General features: G+C 60.4%; 16 protein-coding genes. 8 read left to right on the top strand and 8 right to left on the bottom strand.

All coding sequences use genetic code 11. The annotated features are described in order from the left end of the window. Window positions 1-108 precede the first annotated feature (108 nt). The 3 genes from ACYQ6M_RS21610 (at window position 109) to ACYQ6M_RS21600 (ending at window position 1,851) form a co-directional block, all read left to right on the top strand. Window positions 109-639: a winged helix DNA-binding protein gene (locus ACYQ6M_RS21610; protein ID WP_460075494.1), complete on the top strand. Its 531-nt coding sequence runs from the start codon at window positions 109-111 to the stop codon at window positions 637-639. A gap of 207 nt (window positions 640-846) precedes the next feature. Further along, window positions 847-1,239 carry a VOC family protein gene (locus ACYQ6M_RS21605; protein ID WP_367020256.1) on the top strand — a complete coding sequence of 131 codons (393 nt, stop codon included), beginning with the start codon at window positions 847-849 and terminating at the stop codon, window positions 1,237-1,239. Window positions 1,240-1,335: 96 nt separating this feature from the next. Next, window positions 1,336-1,851 (top strand): GNAT family N-acetyltransferase, encoded by a 516-nt coding sequence (locus tag ACYQ6M_RS21600; protein ID WP_152504792.1) that lies wholly within the window; start codon window positions 1,336-1,338, stop codon window positions 1,849-1,851. On the opposite strand, the gene ACYQ6M_RS21595 is transcribed toward ACYQ6M_RS21600, so the two are convergent. Both ACYQ6M_RS21595 and ACYQ6M_RS21590 read right to left on the bottom strand, forming a co-directional pair. Then, window positions 1,835-3,115 carry a CynX/NimT family MFS transporter gene (locus ACYQ6M_RS21595; protein ID WP_460075492.1) on the bottom strand — a complete coding sequence of 427 codons (1,281 nt, stop codon included), beginning with the start codon at window positions 3,113-3,115 and terminating at the stop codon, window positions 1,835-1,837. The genes ACYQ6M_RS21600 and ACYQ6M_RS21595 overlap by 17 nt on opposite strands. Next, complete coding sequence (locus ACYQ6M_RS21590) at window positions 3,112-3,789, bottom strand: FadR/GntR family transcriptional regulator (RefSeq protein WP_206908705.1); 678 nt, start codon at window positions 3,787-3,789, stop codon at window positions 3,112-3,114. Before ACYQ6M_RS21590 ends, ACYQ6M_RS21595 begins: the two co-directional genes overlap by 4 nt. 372 nt (window positions 3,790-4,161) lie before the next feature. Here ACYQ6M_RS21590 and ACYQ6M_RS21585 point away from each other — a divergent pair, with 372 nt between their 5' ends. Next, window positions 4,162-4,995 (top strand): hypothetical protein, encoded by an 834-nt coding sequence (locus ACYQ6M_RS21585; protein ID WP_077290953.1) that lies wholly within the window; start codon window positions 4,162-4,164, stop codon window positions 4,993-4,995. 64 nt (window positions 4,996-5,059) lie between these two features. Here the strand turns inward: ACYQ6M_RS21585 and ACYQ6M_RS21580 are convergent, their stop codons facing one another. Continuing rightward, window positions 5,060-6,094 carry an aldo/keto reductase gene (locus ACYQ6M_RS21580; protein ID WP_460075489.1) on the bottom strand — a complete coding sequence of 345 codons (1,035 nt, stop codon included), beginning with the start codon at window positions 6,092-6,094 and terminating at the stop codon, window positions 5,060-5,062. A 16-nt stretch (window positions 6,095-6,110) separates the two neighbouring features. Beyond that, complete coding sequence (locus ACYQ6M_RS21575) at window positions 6,111-7,298, bottom strand: MFS transporter (protein ID WP_460075487.1); 1,188 nt, start codon at window positions 7,296-7,298, stop codon at window positions 6,111-6,113. 100 nt (window positions 7,299-7,398) lie between these two features. Here ACYQ6M_RS21575 and ACYQ6M_RS21570 point away from each other — a divergent pair, with 100 nt between their 5' ends. Next, the gene (locus tag ACYQ6M_RS21570; RefSeq protein ID WP_460075485.1) at window positions 7,399-8,304 is read left to right on the top strand and encodes a LysR family transcriptional regulator; all 906 of its coding nucleotides are present in this window, start codon (window positions 7,399-7,401) and stop codon (window positions 8,302-8,304) included. 20 nt (window positions 8,305-8,324) lie between these two features. Here ACYQ6M_RS21570 and ACYQ6M_RS21565 read toward each other — a convergent pair whose 3' ends face one another. The 3 genes from ACYQ6M_RS21565 to ACYQ6M_RS21555 form a co-directional block, all read right to left on the bottom strand. Continuing rightward, window positions 8,325-9,872: a COG3904 family protein gene (locus ACYQ6M_RS21565; protein WP_460075483.1), complete on the bottom strand. Its 1,548-nt coding sequence runs from the start codon at window positions 9,870-9,872 to the stop codon at window positions 8,325-8,327. Window positions 9,873-10,114: 242 nt separating this feature from the next. Beyond that, entirely contained in the window at window positions 10,115-10,735 is a 621-nt protein-coding gene (locus tag ACYQ6M_RS21560; RefSeq protein WP_460075481.1) for a ferric reductase-like transmembrane domain-containing protein, read from the bottom strand. A 19-nt stretch (window positions 10,736-10,754) separates the two neighbouring features. Then, window positions 10,755-11,243: a peptidase associated/transthyretin-like domain-containing protein gene (locus ACYQ6M_RS21555; RefSeq protein WP_055657313.1), complete on the bottom strand. Its 489-nt coding sequence runs from the start codon at window positions 11,241-11,243 to the stop codon at window positions 10,755-10,757. A gap of 548 nt (window positions 11,244-11,791) precedes the next feature. Here ACYQ6M_RS21555 and ACYQ6M_RS21550 point away from each other — a divergent pair. The 3 genes from ACYQ6M_RS21550 to ACYQ6M_RS21540 all read left to right on the top strand — a co-directional run bounded on the left by ACYQ6M_RS21550 (window position 11,792) and on the right by ACYQ6M_RS21540 (window position 14,066). Further along, window positions 11,792-12,451 (top strand): matrixin family metalloprotease, encoded by a 660-nt coding sequence (locus ACYQ6M_RS21550; RefSeq protein ID WP_152508623.1) that lies wholly within the window; start codon window positions 11,792-11,794, stop codon window positions 12,449-12,451. A 193-nt stretch (window positions 12,452-12,644) separates the two neighbouring features. Continuing rightward, complete coding sequence (locus ACYQ6M_RS21545; RefSeq protein WP_460075478.1) at window positions 12,645-13,193, top strand: PRC-barrel domain-containing protein; 549 nt, start codon at window positions 12,645-12,647, stop codon at window positions 13,191-13,193. A gap of 198 nt (window positions 13,194-13,391) precedes the next feature. Next, on the top strand, window positions 13,392-14,066 hold the full coding sequence (locus tag ACYQ6M_RS21540; protein WP_297837806.1) for a DUF2161 domain-containing phosphodiesterase: 675 nt from the start codon (window positions 13,392-13,394) through the stop codon (window positions 14,064-14,066). A 5-nt stretch (window positions 14,067-14,071) separates the two neighbouring features. On the opposite strand, the gene ACYQ6M_RS21535 is transcribed toward ACYQ6M_RS21540, so the two are convergent. Continuing rightward, window positions 14,072-14,467: a VOC family protein gene (locus ACYQ6M_RS21535; RefSeq protein WP_206908718.1), complete on the bottom strand. Its 396-nt coding sequence runs from the start codon at window positions 14,465-14,467 to the stop codon at window positions 14,072-14,074. Between the last annotated feature and the right edge of the window lie 64 nt (window positions 14,468-14,531).

The raw sequence follows: 14,531 nt of genomic DNA, 5'->3' as shown, positions 1-14,531 counted from the left end.
TTAGGATAGATTTTCAATTGTATTTTTTATTTAAAACTATGTGCAAAAACGCCCTTACGTCAAACTGAATCGCAGCTATATTCGATCTGAAAAAACGAAGAGGGACCGATGACCGGCAAGTCGGACGATCAGAAGCTCAACTATCACTGGCACCTTTCGGAGAACGATGCGGAGGTCGTCTGCACTGAGCTGGAATTCGCGTTGATGCGCTGTTTCGAGGCGTTCGGGCGATGGCAGACAGAATGCCTGGCGTCTGTCAGCGACGTTGGGGCGACCGGCCCGGAAAACGCACTGCTGCATATCGTGCGCATGAACGACCGAGCCAAAAGCATCAAGGAACTGGCCCGGCTTACCAACCGCGACGATATTCCGAACATCCAGTATTCGATGCGAAAACTCGTGGCGGCGGGGCTGATTGAAAAGCAGGGCTCGGGCCGCACGGGCGTGACCTATCAGGCGACGCCGGAAGGCAAGAAGATCACCGATGATTACGGCGCTGTGCGCAAACGGCTGCTGATTGAGCAGATCTCAAGTCTGCCCGAATTTGACAAGCGCCTGAAAGAAGCAGGGCAAAGCCTCAATATCCTGGCGGGCATCTACGAAGAGATATCCCGCATCGCCGCGACCCACCGCCGGTAACGGCGTTCCATACCATTGACGTGTATGGCCAGGCTCGTCGCGCTGTTCCAGCGAGGAGCCGTCTCGCTGCGGCTCTGCTGCGGTTGGTGAGGTAAGTTTGCGCACTGTTGCGTTACGGCTCTGGCAAGCGGGAGGAACTGTGATATGAGCGGGCCGAACGACCTGGCCGAGACGGGCCACACCTTCAGCGCGGGTTAATTTTCAAAAATGTTGTCAGGGGTTTGTATCGGCGCCAACGATCTTTCGGCTGCCGGCCGGTTTTACGACGAAGTGCTTGCGACAATTGGCATGAAGCGGGTTTTTTCTGATCCCCGCGAGCTTGGCTACGCAGGTGCCGATGGCCGTATGTCGTTGTTTGTCTTGTTGCCGTTTGACGGGCGGGCGGCCACATCGGGCAATGGTACGCAGGTCATGTTCTATGCGCCGGATGCCGAGGCCGTCAGGGCGTTTCATGCTGCTGCACTGCGGTGCGGTGGACGTGATGAAGGGGCACCCGGCCCCCGTTCCTATCACCCGGATTATTTCGGCGCTTATGTGCGTGATCTCGACGGTAACAAGCTGAATGTCTCCGTCAGCCTGGAAAACAGCAGTAGCACCTGAACACGCAGTGTTGATCATCGGGCAAAGGAGTTGTCTTGATCGGGCCGGCCATTTTGGGTGCAAGAAGCGCTGGCCAGTTTCAGGAGATGCCAGCCCATGCCCAGATCAAGTCAGCCGATAATCGAGTTTGTGCGCCTGCCGGACATCCCGCTGGAAGAGCTTGTCGCGCATATGTCCGACCCGCGTGTCGGCACGCATATGCCGCTTCTGACCTTCTCATGGGATCTCGAGATGGCTGCGAAGTTCGTAGCGGCCAAGGAAGCCTGCTGGCAACGCGACGGACTTGGTCACTGGGCCTTTCTGGCAGACGGCCGCTATGTCGGCTGGGGTGGTTTTCAGAAAGAAGGTGAGGAGTGGGATTTCGGGCTGGTGCTGCACCCGGCAGCTTTTGGCCTCGGCATGCCGATCACCAGAAAGGCGCTGGCCTTTGCCAGTGAAGACCCGCGCATTCCATTCGTCACCTTCCTGCTGCCGCCGTCCCGACGGAACCTCGGTGCACTGCGTCGGATGGGGGCACGTTTCATCGGCGAGACCGATTATGACGGCACGCGTTTCCTGAAATACCGGCTGGAAACATCAGGCCCCGTTGGCGCGGTCAGCCGGACAGCTTGACCGTCTCCACATTGACGTGACTTGCCTTTCCGGCGAACCAGCCGTTGATGGCGGCGCCAAGGCCAAGCGCCACGAACAGCACCGCACTCCAGGCAAAGCTTCCCGTCCAGCTTCGGATGAGGCCGACGATCAGTGGGCCGATGGCGGCAAGCGTATAGCCGACGCATTGGGCCATGCCCGAAAGCTGCGCAGCGGAATGGGAATCCTGTGTCCGCAACACGATGACCGTAAGCGCCACCGCAATCAGTCCGCCCTGGCCGATGCCCTGCAGCACCGCCCAGATCCAGACGGTGGACAGTGGCGCGAATTGCAGGCCGAGCAGGGCTATAACCGCTATGGCGCAAAGTGCGACGTTGATCAGCCGCTGGTCCTTGCCGCGAACGGCAAGATGCGGTGCTATCAGGCAGGCGGCAGCCTGCACCATCACCGACACCGACACGATTGCGCCGGCAGTGACGCCGTCCAGCCCGCGGGCGCGGAGGATCGGTACCAGCCAGCCGAAGACGCAATAGGCAAGTGCGGATTGCAGACCCATGAACAGGGTCACGTGCCAGGCCAGCCTGTCACCCCACATGCCCTTCACCACATAAGTCGGGCCCTTGGGACGTTTGCGCGTCGCCATGACCTGCGGAAACCACAGGACGGCCACCACGAGTGCCGGCACGGCCCAGATCGCAAGTGCGCCCTCGATAGAACCACCGAGGGCCGCTTCAAACGGAATGGTCATTCCCGCACCGGCGGCAGCGCCCGCGCAAAGTGCCATGGTGTACCACCCGGTCACCAGTGCGGCCTTGTCGGGGAAATCGCGCTTGACGAGCCCGGGCAGAAGTACGTTGCCAACCGCGATACAGGCACCCGCCAACGCTGTTCCAAGAAACAGCAACGGCACGGAGGACGTTCCTCGTGCTGCCGTTCCAATGGCTAGCAAAACCACGACAGCAAGCAATGTGCGTTCCGTGCCGATGCGGCGGGCAAGGCGTGGAGCCAGCGGCGAGAACAGGCCGAGGCACACAACGGGCAATGTCGTCAGAAGGCTTGCGCCCGTTGGCGACAGGCCAAAATTTTCGCGGATTTCCAGAAGCAGAGCCGACGCGCTGGAAAAGACCGGGCGCAGGTTGAAGGCGATCAGTACCAGGCTTGCGCCCAGCAGAAACCGCACCAGTCCGCTCTGCGTCGCCGGCTGGGATTGCTCAGCGGAAACGTCAATGTCTTCGGCATCGATCAGTTCGATCGAGCCGGGATCGATTTCAGATGCCTGTGTCATGAGCCGAGCAGTCGCTCCAGGTCTCTCAGGACAGGGGCCATGAACCGGCGGACAGCGGCCTCGGCCAGTTCCGGGTCGCCTGTCTCGATGGCGTCGACAATGGCCGCGTGGGCCGCCATATCGGGTTCTTGCAGGTCTTTTCCAAGCGTAGCCTCTATTGTCTCGCCGATCAGACTGGAGAAGAATTCGTACATGTTGACCAGAACGGAGTTTTGCGAGGCCGCGACAACAGCCCGGTGAAAGGCAAGGTCGCGCTCCACGAAACCGGTCTTGTCGTGACCATCGTAGTTTCCGCGCTCCGTGAGCAAGCGGCGCAGCTCCGAAATCACCTCTGGTGTCTGGCGATGAGCAGCCAGCCTGGCGGCCTCCGCATCCAGCGCCAGTCTGGCCTCGAACTGGTCACGCAGGGTAGCGCGACGCGCCATGGTCAATGGCCCGATGGCATCGACGACCGACAGCACATAGGTGCCCGAGCCCTGCCGGGTTTCCAGGTAGCCTTGCGAAACAAGCACGCGCACGGCTTCGCGCACGGTGCCGCGGCTGATGGAAAGCTGCGCCGAGAGCTGAGCCTCGTTGGGCAGCTTTTCCCCCACGGACCAGCGATTGCCCACGATTTCCGCCCGGATCGCCTCGGCTGCGCTGTCAACCAGGCTCGTTTTTGCCAGAGATTGCATTTGAAGTCACCAAATCATCAGATGACTTGATCATAAGGGTGATGGCGCGGCTTGTCCATCGACGAAATCGCGTGAGGGAAAGATGCCTTTTCAGGTGTTGTCCGGTCAAACGGCTCATGTGCCGGGTCTCGGGGATGGCGGGGCATCAGTCGCCTCGCACAGGGCGCTTCGCCTTGATCGCATCTTGCTGGCCGAGATCCCTCAAAAGGTGTGATGCTGCGCATTGCAACAATGACAAATAATGTGACGTGGAAGACAGACGCATTCGCCGGGGACGTGGCTATTTGGCTGCACCGGCAAGCCTACGAAAGACGCCGATTACGCATACAGCTTCAGGGGCCATTGAGGGGGCCTAACCAAGGGAGAGTGAATGTGGCCGAGTCTTTTTTTCTGCCTTACGAATACGTCGACGTTCTGACAAATCCTGGCCTGCAGACCAGCGCCGGCCGGGTCAAGCTTACGCAGTATCTTTGCAAGGACCGTGGTAACGGCGGCAACGACAGCGCAACCAGTTTTTTCAAGAATTTCCGTTGGATCAAGGATCCCCACGGCATCACGCTGAACCAGCATGTCGGCGGCCGCGAGATCGACCTCGCGCTGAAAGGCCAGGGAAACGACAAGACATTCGTCAAGATCTGGAACTTCATGCTGAAGAACAAGGATCTTTTGGACAAGTACAAGGTTGAGGTCTGCGGCCGCGCAAACAAGGACGGCTCCAAGGATGTCGAGCAGACCGGCAAGATCAAGAAACTCTACTTCGACAAGATGTCCGATCAGGCGGCACTGCAACAGATGGTGCAAGACCGCTTTTTCGGTATGGACTGCATAGGCTTTATCGCCAATTTCCTGATATTCACTGGTGAGTGGGACAAGTATTACGGTGTTTCACCCCGGCGGTATCCCGATCATGTCGCCAAGACCAACATCGACGACATCAACGAGGTCAAGCCACTCGATTTCATGGTCTGGAACGGACATGTGGCGATGATTGACTGGGTCTGGGAAGTTCTGGACGAGAAACGCGCGCGCATCGACATGTGCCAGAGCTCCAGCGGTGGTCCGCAATGCAACGAATACGTGATCCTGCGCCGTACCGGTGGCAAGGGTCTCAAGGGCGGTTGCGAATTCACGATCGACGGCGGCACCCCGGCCCCACCTGTGCGTGGCCATTTCACCATCTGGCGGCGGGAAGGGTTCTGGTATTGAGCACCAAGGTCCATTGGCGCGACAGGTTAATGCTGTCACCTGCCGCGCCGTTCAGGCTTGCCCGTCAGACCAGGGTTGGGTTGAGCTGTGCGAAAGCCTCCTGCCTCTGATAGGGAAAATGCGGATAGGGAGCAGTCCGCGCGCTCGAAGCATCAAGACGGGCAATCTGCCCGTCCGTCAGTGCCCAACCCGTTGCTCCCAGATTGTCGCGAAGTTGCGCTTCGTTGCGCGCCCCGATGATGACCGACGCGACAGTGGGGCGTTGAAGCAGCCAGTTAATCGCCACTTGCGGGACTGTCTTGCCGGTTTCTTCGGCAATCGCATCCAGGACGTCGACGACCGAATAGAGCAGATCGTCTTCCACGGGAGGTCCGAAACTTGCGGTCTCATGCAGTCGGCTGCCCTCGGGGATCGGATTGTTCCTGCGGATCTTGCCGGTCAGCCGACCCCAGCCAAGCGGGCTCCATACCATGGCGCCCAGGCCCTGGTCTGCGCTGAGAGGCATCAGGTCCCACTCGTAGTCCCGTCCGACGAGAGAATAATAGACCTGGTTTGCGACATAGCGCGACCAGCCGTGTTTCTCCGCAACGGCCAGTGATTTCATGATCTGCCATCCGGAGAAGTTGGAAACGCCGATATAGCGGATTTTCCCGTCGCGGACGAGCTGGTCGAGCGTGGACAGCACCTCTTCCACCGGGGTGAACGCGTCGAATGCGTGCAGTTGCAGAAGATCGATATGGTCCGTTCCAAGGCGCTTGAGTGCAGCCTCGACACCCCTGATCAGCCTGAAGCGTGAAGACCCTGCCTCATTGGGGCCATCCCCCAGGGGGAGGCTGATTTTCGTGGAGAGCAGCACCGCGTCGCGGCGGCCCTTGATTGCTTCACCGAGCACTTCTTCCGAAGCGCCTTCGGAGTAGTTGTCCGCGGTGTCGAACAGGTTGACGCCGGCCTCGAGGCAAATGTCGACGAGGCGGCGCGCTTCTGCGACGTCCGTTGTGCCCCAATGACTGAAGAGTGGGCCGGAGCCGCCGAATGTGCCGGCACCGAAGCTGAGGGCGGGAACCTTGAGCCCGGAGTTTCCAAGATAGCGGTAGTCCATGTCGGTGATGTCCTTTCTAGCTGGCAGTCTGGTGAGTGGAGATCGGGGAGGGCACGCTCCGCCGCTCAATCGCGAAGGAGGCAAGCGCGACCACGATGGCGAGGAGGGGGAAGCCCGCGGCGACCAGGGGCAGGTTTTCAAGTCCGGGCCCACGGGAGATGGCCAGGCCGCCGGCCCAGGCCCCAAGTGCGTTGCCGAGATTGAAGGCGGCAATGTTCAGGCTGGACGCAAGGCTTTCTCCGGCGCCAACGGCCTTCGACAGAACCCAGGACTGAAGCGGCGGAACCGTTGCGAAACCCGCCACGCCGAGCAGTCCCGTCAGCACCACGGCCGCGGTCTGGTTTCCAAAGGCGGCGGACATGACCGCCAGCACGAGTGCAAGGGCTGCCATGCTGCCGATGAGCGCGGTCTTCAGTCTGATGTCGGCAAGTTTTCCGCCCAGGAGATTTCCGGCGACCAGCCCCCCACCGAAGATCAACAGGATCGGGGATACCGCCGTGTCGGCAAATCCACTGACCTGCGTCAGCAACGGGGCGATGTAGGTGAACAGGGTGAAAACGCCTGCAAACCCCAGGACCGTGGTCAGGAAACCGAGAAGGACGGAGGCGCGCGACACGGCCTTCAGATCGGCCCGCCAGCCGGATTGTGCGGCGCGCGAACGATCCGTCGGCACGAGCAGAATGAGCACGGCCAATGCGGCCAGGCCGATCAGCGTCACGGCCCAGAAGGTCATGCGCCAGCTGAATTGCTGGCCAAGCCAGGTTCCGGCCGGCACGCCGAGGATGTTGGCAAGCGTCAGCCCTGTAAACATGATGGCAATTGCGGACGCCTGCTTGTCCTTGCCGACCATGGAGGCGGCGAAGACCGAGCCGACACCGAAGTAGGTTCCATGAGCGAGGGCCGTGAGGATACGGGCTGCCATCAGCAGGTCGTAGCTGGGCGCAAGCGCGCAGGCAGCGTTCCCGATGATGAAGATCACCATCAGGCCGATCAGCACGCGCTTCCTGTTCCATGTCGCGGTGAAGACGGTCAGGATGGGCGCACCGACCACGACCCCGAGGGCGTAGCCGGAGATGAGCATTCCTGCTGCAGCGACCGAGACACCAAGATCGCGGCTGACCTCTAGCAGAAGGCCCATGATGACGAATTCTGTGACGCCGATGCCAAAGGCTCCGGCCGCCAGTGCATAAAGAGCAAGGGGCATTTTGGATCCGGTCCATGAAATTTCGATGGACGGAACCTAGGCAGCGCTCATATCATGAACTATACGCCCGAAATGAATATAATAAGTGAATTGAAGTCATATGTCGCGCGTCAGCATAAACCGCAGCGGTGAGATGGAGGTCTTTGTTCAGGTTGTTGAACTGGGCGGGTTTTCCCACGCAGCCAGGCACCTTGGGATGACCCAGTCTGCTGTCAGCAAGCTTATTTCCCGGCTCGAGACACGGCTTGGTGCACGGCTCTTCAACCGGTCCACGCGGCGCCTGGATCTGACGGCCGAAGGATGTGTTTTTTACGAGCGTGCGCGAGAAATTCTCTCAAGCATCGATGAAGCGGAACGGCAGGCAGGGTTGGGCGAGCAGCCGGTCGGCCGCATTCGGCTGAACACCAACGCCTCCTATGCGACCCACATTCTTGAGCCCGTCCTGCCTGTGTTCCTCGAGCAGTACCCAGACATCTCTCTCGAAATCGTTCTGACCGACGCCTTGATCGACCTTCTCGCGGAGCGGACGGATGTTGTGGTGCGGGCAGGGCCGCTCAAGGACTCCAGCCTGGTAGCACGCAAGCTCGGCGAAACACCGATGCTGATCGTCGCCTCGCCTGACTATCTTCAGCGTGTCGGGGAACCTGCCTGTGTCGCGGATCTGGAGGGGCACAGGAAAATCGGGTTCAACTATCCGCGGGAAGTCGATACCTGGCGCTTTCTGCGAGACGACGAACCGATAGCAGTCTGCCCGCCCGGGCGCGTTCAGGCCAGCGACGGCGAGGCCATCCGCCGGCTGGCGATCAACGGCCTTGGGCTGGCGCGTCTGGCCGCCTTTACAGTCCGTGCTGACATCGCCGCGGGACGTCTGAAGCCGGTTCTTGAAAAGTGTTATGCAGACGACAGCGAAGCCTTCCACGCGGTCTACACCGGCCAGGGCGGCCCTTTGCCGGCTCGTGTCCGCGTGCTCCTGAACTTTCTCGCCGAACATGGCGCCGTGTCCTGACGCGCGGCTTTCGAACCGCCTTACTTGAAACACCCCAGATGAACGCCTTCGAAATCGCTTGAGCAGGCCACCAGGCTCATGAGGGATTTCTGGGCGTTGGTGAGGCCTGCTGCCAGAGCGGGCGCTTCAACGCGAATGGTGGCGGCCCGGTTGCCGGCGCGAAGGGCGAGCCAGTAGTAGGAGGTGCCGGTTTCGGTGTCCTCGCCGGACCGTACCAGAGTGTCCGGCTTGTCCTGGCTATAGAGAATGCTGGTTCCTTCCGCCTGCTCGGCCAGCTCTTCAAAGAGCTTTGCCGGGCCGGTCTGTTCGACAATCGTCAGTCCTTCGCCAAGGTAGCTGCGCGACCATTGTGTGGCGGCCATGGTTTCCACGGGCCAGGGGCGGCTGTGGCTCGGCAGGTGCGGGTTGGCGACCCGGCCTTTGGCGGCTTCTATTTCTTCCCAAACCGCGCGTGGCAGGTCGTCCAGCTTTTCGTCCGGAGCCATCAGCACATGGTTGAGCGGCCCCAGCTTGATGAAAGCGTCCGTTGCCCGTCCTCCCCGATAACCAAGCGACGACCAGCCGCCGTCTTTCGAATTGTGAAACGACAATAGCGGCTCGAAGATTTCGCCGTCGCTGACCAGCCTGTAGAGTGACATGGTATCGATGGTGCCGGACTGCTTGTCACGCGGAACGCCGCAGCCAGCAACGTTGAGCGGCCGGTCGGCAAGGTCGTAGAGCCTGATCCTGTCGCCCTCCGGTGTGCGGCCATCGTTGGTATCTTCCAGCAGCGACGCATCGAGCAGGCCCAGGGGTTGCTCGTAGTGCAGCGCGGCCAGGCGGCTGCACACGTTCAGGATCTGGTTCTCGAACGGGATGTTCAGAAGGGCCGGGTCGAAGCTGGGCAATTGCGCCCTGATCGCAAAGAGCGCGGCGGGCGTATCGACTTCATAAAATCCTTCCGGTCCCATGCTGATGATCCGGTCCAGCACATGTTGACTGACCGAGTAGCGTGTCAGGTTCTTGACGATGTCGGCAATGGCAAGCCGGGTCAGCTCGAGCAACTGACCCAATTGACCGCTGCGGACGGCGGCAACGGCAGTCTCTTCGGTAAAATAGGGCGAGTGGAAACCGACCCTCGCACCCGGTTCGATGGTGCGGTCGATGAAGGTGCCGATGCCGCCGGTCGGCCAGAAGGACGAGCCGCCCAGAAACGCCATGGCACAGGCCGAAACGCAGCTGTCTCCGGCTTCGACTACTGTTGCGATGGTGTTGTTTCTGAAGAAGTCCGCCAGCTTTACGCCGGCTGAATAGGAACCACCGGGGCTCGACAGCGAGACGACGGCACGCGGCCCGCCAAAATCGTTGTTGCAGGCCGCACCCGAACAGCGCGCCAGTTGCGCGAAGGCCTCCTCCACGCGCTCGCCGTCCTCCGCCCGTATTTCCCCTTCCAGCCGCAGATGCACCACCGGCGCATCGTCGCTGTAGCGGAAGGAGACAAGCGTCAACTCAGCGGATGAGGCGCTCTGGGCGCACAGCAGCAGTGTGGCAAGAAAGAAAAAGGGCCGGGCAGGAAAACGGAAGGGCATGGCAAATCAGGCTTTCGAAATGTCACCAGGCTGCACCTATCACCACGAGAGAAGTTCGGATTTCCCGAACAGTCAAAACCTGGAAAATTCCGCAGTGGAGGCAAAAGAGGTGCCGCCATATGGCGTGAACAGAAATCGGAAAAAACCATAGCATGGGTTCTTCCGCGCTCACATCGCAAGATATGTAGCCTGTCCTATTAAGGCAGTTCTGTGCCGCGGCTGCCTGAAGCGCTGCAGGGTGATCAGGAGCCAGTCTTCTTCTGGCGTGGACGCCTTGCCCAGATTTTCAGGTCGACGATCACTTTCACCGTCGCGGCCACTGCCAAAGCACAAAGCGCAGCCTTGGACAGTGTCTCCATCGTGCCTTCGATCAACAGCGCATGGGCGGCGCTGCCGATGACGATTAGCATTGCAAGAAGGGTGTGGAGGCGGCGCCAACGACGCGGAGGGATTGGCAGGCGCCGTCGGACTGCGGCGAGCAATGCTGCGGCGAATACGGCCCACATGGCAAGCACGCCCCAGACGGAAAAGGGTGTCGGTGATCTGAAGAGAAGGGCGTCGATGACATCCGGCGGACTGGTGATCCAGAGCCCGCCGACATGAAGGATGATTGCCAGCACCAGCAACGAACCGGTCCAGCGGTGCAGGCGCCTGCCCCGGAGGCCTTCAGTGCCAGGGAGATAGCCTCCGGCCAGCAAGGGCTGCAACAAGAGCAGCGCCATCGCTGTGATGCCGGCAAAGCCTGCCGCGATATAGACCGGCTGGCGCCATTGCAGCAGCGGGCTTGCCGCCGCTGCGAGCATCGGCACAGCAAGGATCGTTGTCAGGATGGCCCATATCAGAAGAGCACGAAGGCGGTTCATGCCGTCGGGCAAGTCCGGGTCAAGCAGGCTGCAGCACGAAATGTGCTTCCAGGCTGGTGTCGGCCGAGCTTCTCATAACCGGTCGCAGAAATACGGTCTCGAACTCTCCACTGTCATAGGCCAGATGCCCGTGGGGCTGGCCGAAGGCCGGAACGATCTGCGGCATTTCCAGGCGAAAGACGCCATTGGCATCGGTGAGCGTCGCGCCATGGCTGCGCTGGTCGCGTTCGTTCCCCTCGGTCGTATGTGCCCAGATCTGAATGCGCTGGCCTGCCAGAGGGGCACCGTCACCTGCGCGCCGCACGGTTCCGCTCATCCAGAAACCGCCACCGCCAATCCTGTCGACAATAGGCGCACCGGGCCGATAGTTGTTGGACCCGCCCCGCATCGACGCTGTGGGCGCCACGCCTTTGGCCTGTGCGGGAACACTCAACCCGGATGCACCCGACACCAGCAGGGCGGTTCCGGTGACAAGCAGGTTTCGGCGGGTAATGAGACCGGATGTCATGAGTAATCTCCTGTCGGGCGTTTGGGCCCGGCTCCTTGTGGGCACCGGGCGCGTCCGATGTTCAAGTATAGGGTGTTTCCGGGCATTTCCGAGGCATCGGGACGTTTCATTCAGCGGATCGTGCTCACACCTGCGTGAGCAAACGGCATCGCATTCGGGTGGTTGGACTGTTGCAATTTTTCAATCGCTTGAAATTTTCTCGGGATTTCGCGTCTGCATGGGATTTTTCCGGATTTTCTTCGCCGGCAATGTGACGTAACGTTCGGCGCAGATGCAAGAAGCCTAGAGTTGCCTTGGTGTTGGCTCTTGGATGCAGGCCTGAGGGCCTTCGCAAGGCGCGGTAAAGCTGCCGCATTGTAAACTGATCCAGGACGCGGCCTTGGCGTTACGGTCAGCAGTCTTACCCGACCCTTGAACGACCAAAGAGTGAGACATTGAAGACCGGCTTCATTTTCCTCATCGCTGCAATTGTGACTTTTTGTTCATTGGTTCCTTCACTGGCAGGCAACGCCGCAGGTTTTGCCCCGCTCAAGCTGGAAGGACATCTCGTGAAATGGGGAAAGACGGAGCTCGGCACGCCGGCTCACGTCACCTATGCTTTCGTGCAGCAGCCCATCGTGCAGGAGAAAGCACGAAATTGCGGGGCGATGGACAGCCTTGCGCGCCTTGCGCGCTTGAGTTCCCTGGGCCTTGAGGACGTGCGGCGCCAGGCATCGCTTGCTTTCCAGCTTTGGCAAAATGTCAGCGGGCTCACCTTCGAAGAGATCGCGGACGTGAACGCGGCAGATATTCTGCTCGGCGTGCAGTCCATTCCAAGGGGATTTGCGTTCACCAACGTCAGGTTTCAGTCCGACTTTGCAGATCGTCCGAAGTCGAATGTGACCGACGTTTCGGACCGGGGTCTCGGAAAACCCGGCCGGCAACCGGAAGCACGGTCAGGTGCCACGGCGGCCGCCAAGCTTGCCCGCATCACCCGGTCTGCCGTTTGTCTCAATCCGGTTCACAAATGGAAGATCGGCTTCGACGGCGATTTGAAGACCTACGATTTGCAGTACACCTTTGCCCATGAAATCGGTCATGCGATCGGCCTCGATCACTACCTTCGCAAGAGCTCGATCATGCACTTCAAGTACCGGGAAACCTTCGAGGGTCTGCAGCCGAGCGATATCGAGGGAGTGCGGTGGTTATACGGTGCCCGTATAGATTGAATCTATCATCAAATTGACACGTTTTGCGGGTATGTCCCGTCACGCGTCAATGGGTAACCTGCTGATATTTAATAGCTAATTTTATCAGGTCTTTGCCCGAAAAGGCCAATTTTGCTTCCTATCTGTTTGTCTACGCATCGGTGAGGGCGAACGGGTTGTCTGCTCTGCCGGCGCGGCAACAAGGGAGTGAATCATGAAACGCAACATCGTTCCGGCCACAATCGCCGCCCTGGCGCTGTCGTTCAGTCCCGCGCTGGCGCAGGAGACCTCTCAGCCCCGCGAAGCAGACCCGATGATCCAGGAAACAATGCCCGAGGGCGATGCGCCCGAGATCGCGTTCGAAGGCGTGACGCCGTTCCTTGCCCAGCAGGAATCCGGCCATTGGCTTTCCAGCAACCTGATCGGGCAGGAAGTCACCAATCCGGCTGGTGACACGATTGGCGAGGTGGCCGCGCTTGAGATCGATGGCGAAGGCAAGGTCGTTGGTGTCGTGATCGAGGCCGGAGGGTTTCTGGGCCTTGGCACCAAGCTGATCGGCGTTCCCTATGATGCGGTCGAGCACAGCAAGGTGGAGCCGGGTGACCAGAAGCTGGTGATCAAGGCCTCTCTGGACGAGGTTGATGCAGCTCCTGCGTTTCTGACGTCACTGCAGATACGCCAGGCGGAAGAAGCTGCAAAGGCACGGCAGGAGGCCGAGCAGCTGAATGCCCCCGCTGTGGGGGAACCTCAGACGGCGCAGTAACCATGGCTGCCTGCGTTCTCATCTGGAACGCGCAAGGACGGATCGGACCGGGTCACGCAATGTGGTCCGGTCTTTTTTTTAAAGTGTCGGCTTCCGGCTCCGTCCCTGAAGCGCTACGGCGGATCTATTCCTTGGATTTCGCCCGGCAGCCCCAGCCGGAAGATTGCCCGCCCATGGCTTCGCACGTAGGATGCCGCGATGGGGCGCATTCTGGAAACCGAGCTCTATCCGCCGGTCAAAGCTTTTCTTGTTGAGCAGGGATATGAGGTGAAGGCCGAGGTCGGTTCGGCCGATATCGTCGCGTGCCGCGAGGGTGCGGATCCGGTGATTGTCGAACTCAAGACCGGGTTCACCTTGAGCCTGTTTCATCAGGCGGTCGTGCGCCAGTCGGTGACCGACGCGGTCTATGTCGCGGTTGCCCGGGGCAAGGGCCGGCAGTTTCTCCAGTCCCTGAAGAAGAACCTGCAGCTTGCCCGAAGGCTGGGCCTTGGCGTGATCACCGTCAGGCTGCCGGATGGCGTTGTCGAGGTGCATCTGGACCCTGCGCCTTTCACCCCCCGCAAGTCCAGGGCGCGCAAGGATCGGCTTCTGCGGGAGTTTGCCCGCCGGGTCGGTGACCCGAACACCGGCGGTTCGACGCGCACCACGCTCGTGACGGCCTACCGGCAGGACGCGATCCGCTGCGCGGAACATCTTTCCACCAATGGCCCCAGCCGCGGCGCGGATGTCGCCAGGGCAACCGGCGTTGCCACCGCAACCCGCATGATGGCCGACGATCACTACGGCTGGTTCGAACGGGTGGAAAGAGGCATCTATGCCCTGACGCCCAAGGGACTGGCGTCTCTGAGCACGCCGGATGAAGCTGCCGGATAGCAGTTCTAAAGCCCGTCGATCGGCATGTTGAGCGCATAATATTCGAGGATATTGCCATCCGGATCGGTGAACTTGAACAGGCTGATCGGCCCTTCGCTGATCAGGCCGGGGGCCTTCAGCGCATCGGGGGCGATTGTCTCGACATGCTGCAGGGCCGCCTGAATGTCGTCGACCTTCAGATAGGGCACTGTGTTGCCGCCGAGCTTCGCATCCGGCGCGAAGGCCTGTTTTGAAATGACGGCAAACAGCCCACCGGCCACATCGAAGCCGATGAAGACGTCCGTCTCCACCGTGGGGGTGGCACTGAAGAGGTCCTGGTAGAACTCACGTGAACGGCGCAGGTCGCTGGACAGCACATAGACGCCAAGTCTTTGAACGGCTGCTGCTTGTGAATTTGTCATGTCTGTCTCCTGCGCGCGAAGCGCTGTTCCGCTGGTCAGAAAAAGGATCGCGAGGATCCACAAA

The organism is Roseibium sp. ROS1 (assembly GCF_054658215.1).
This window is presented reverse-complemented; position numbering and strand designations above follow the sequence as displayed.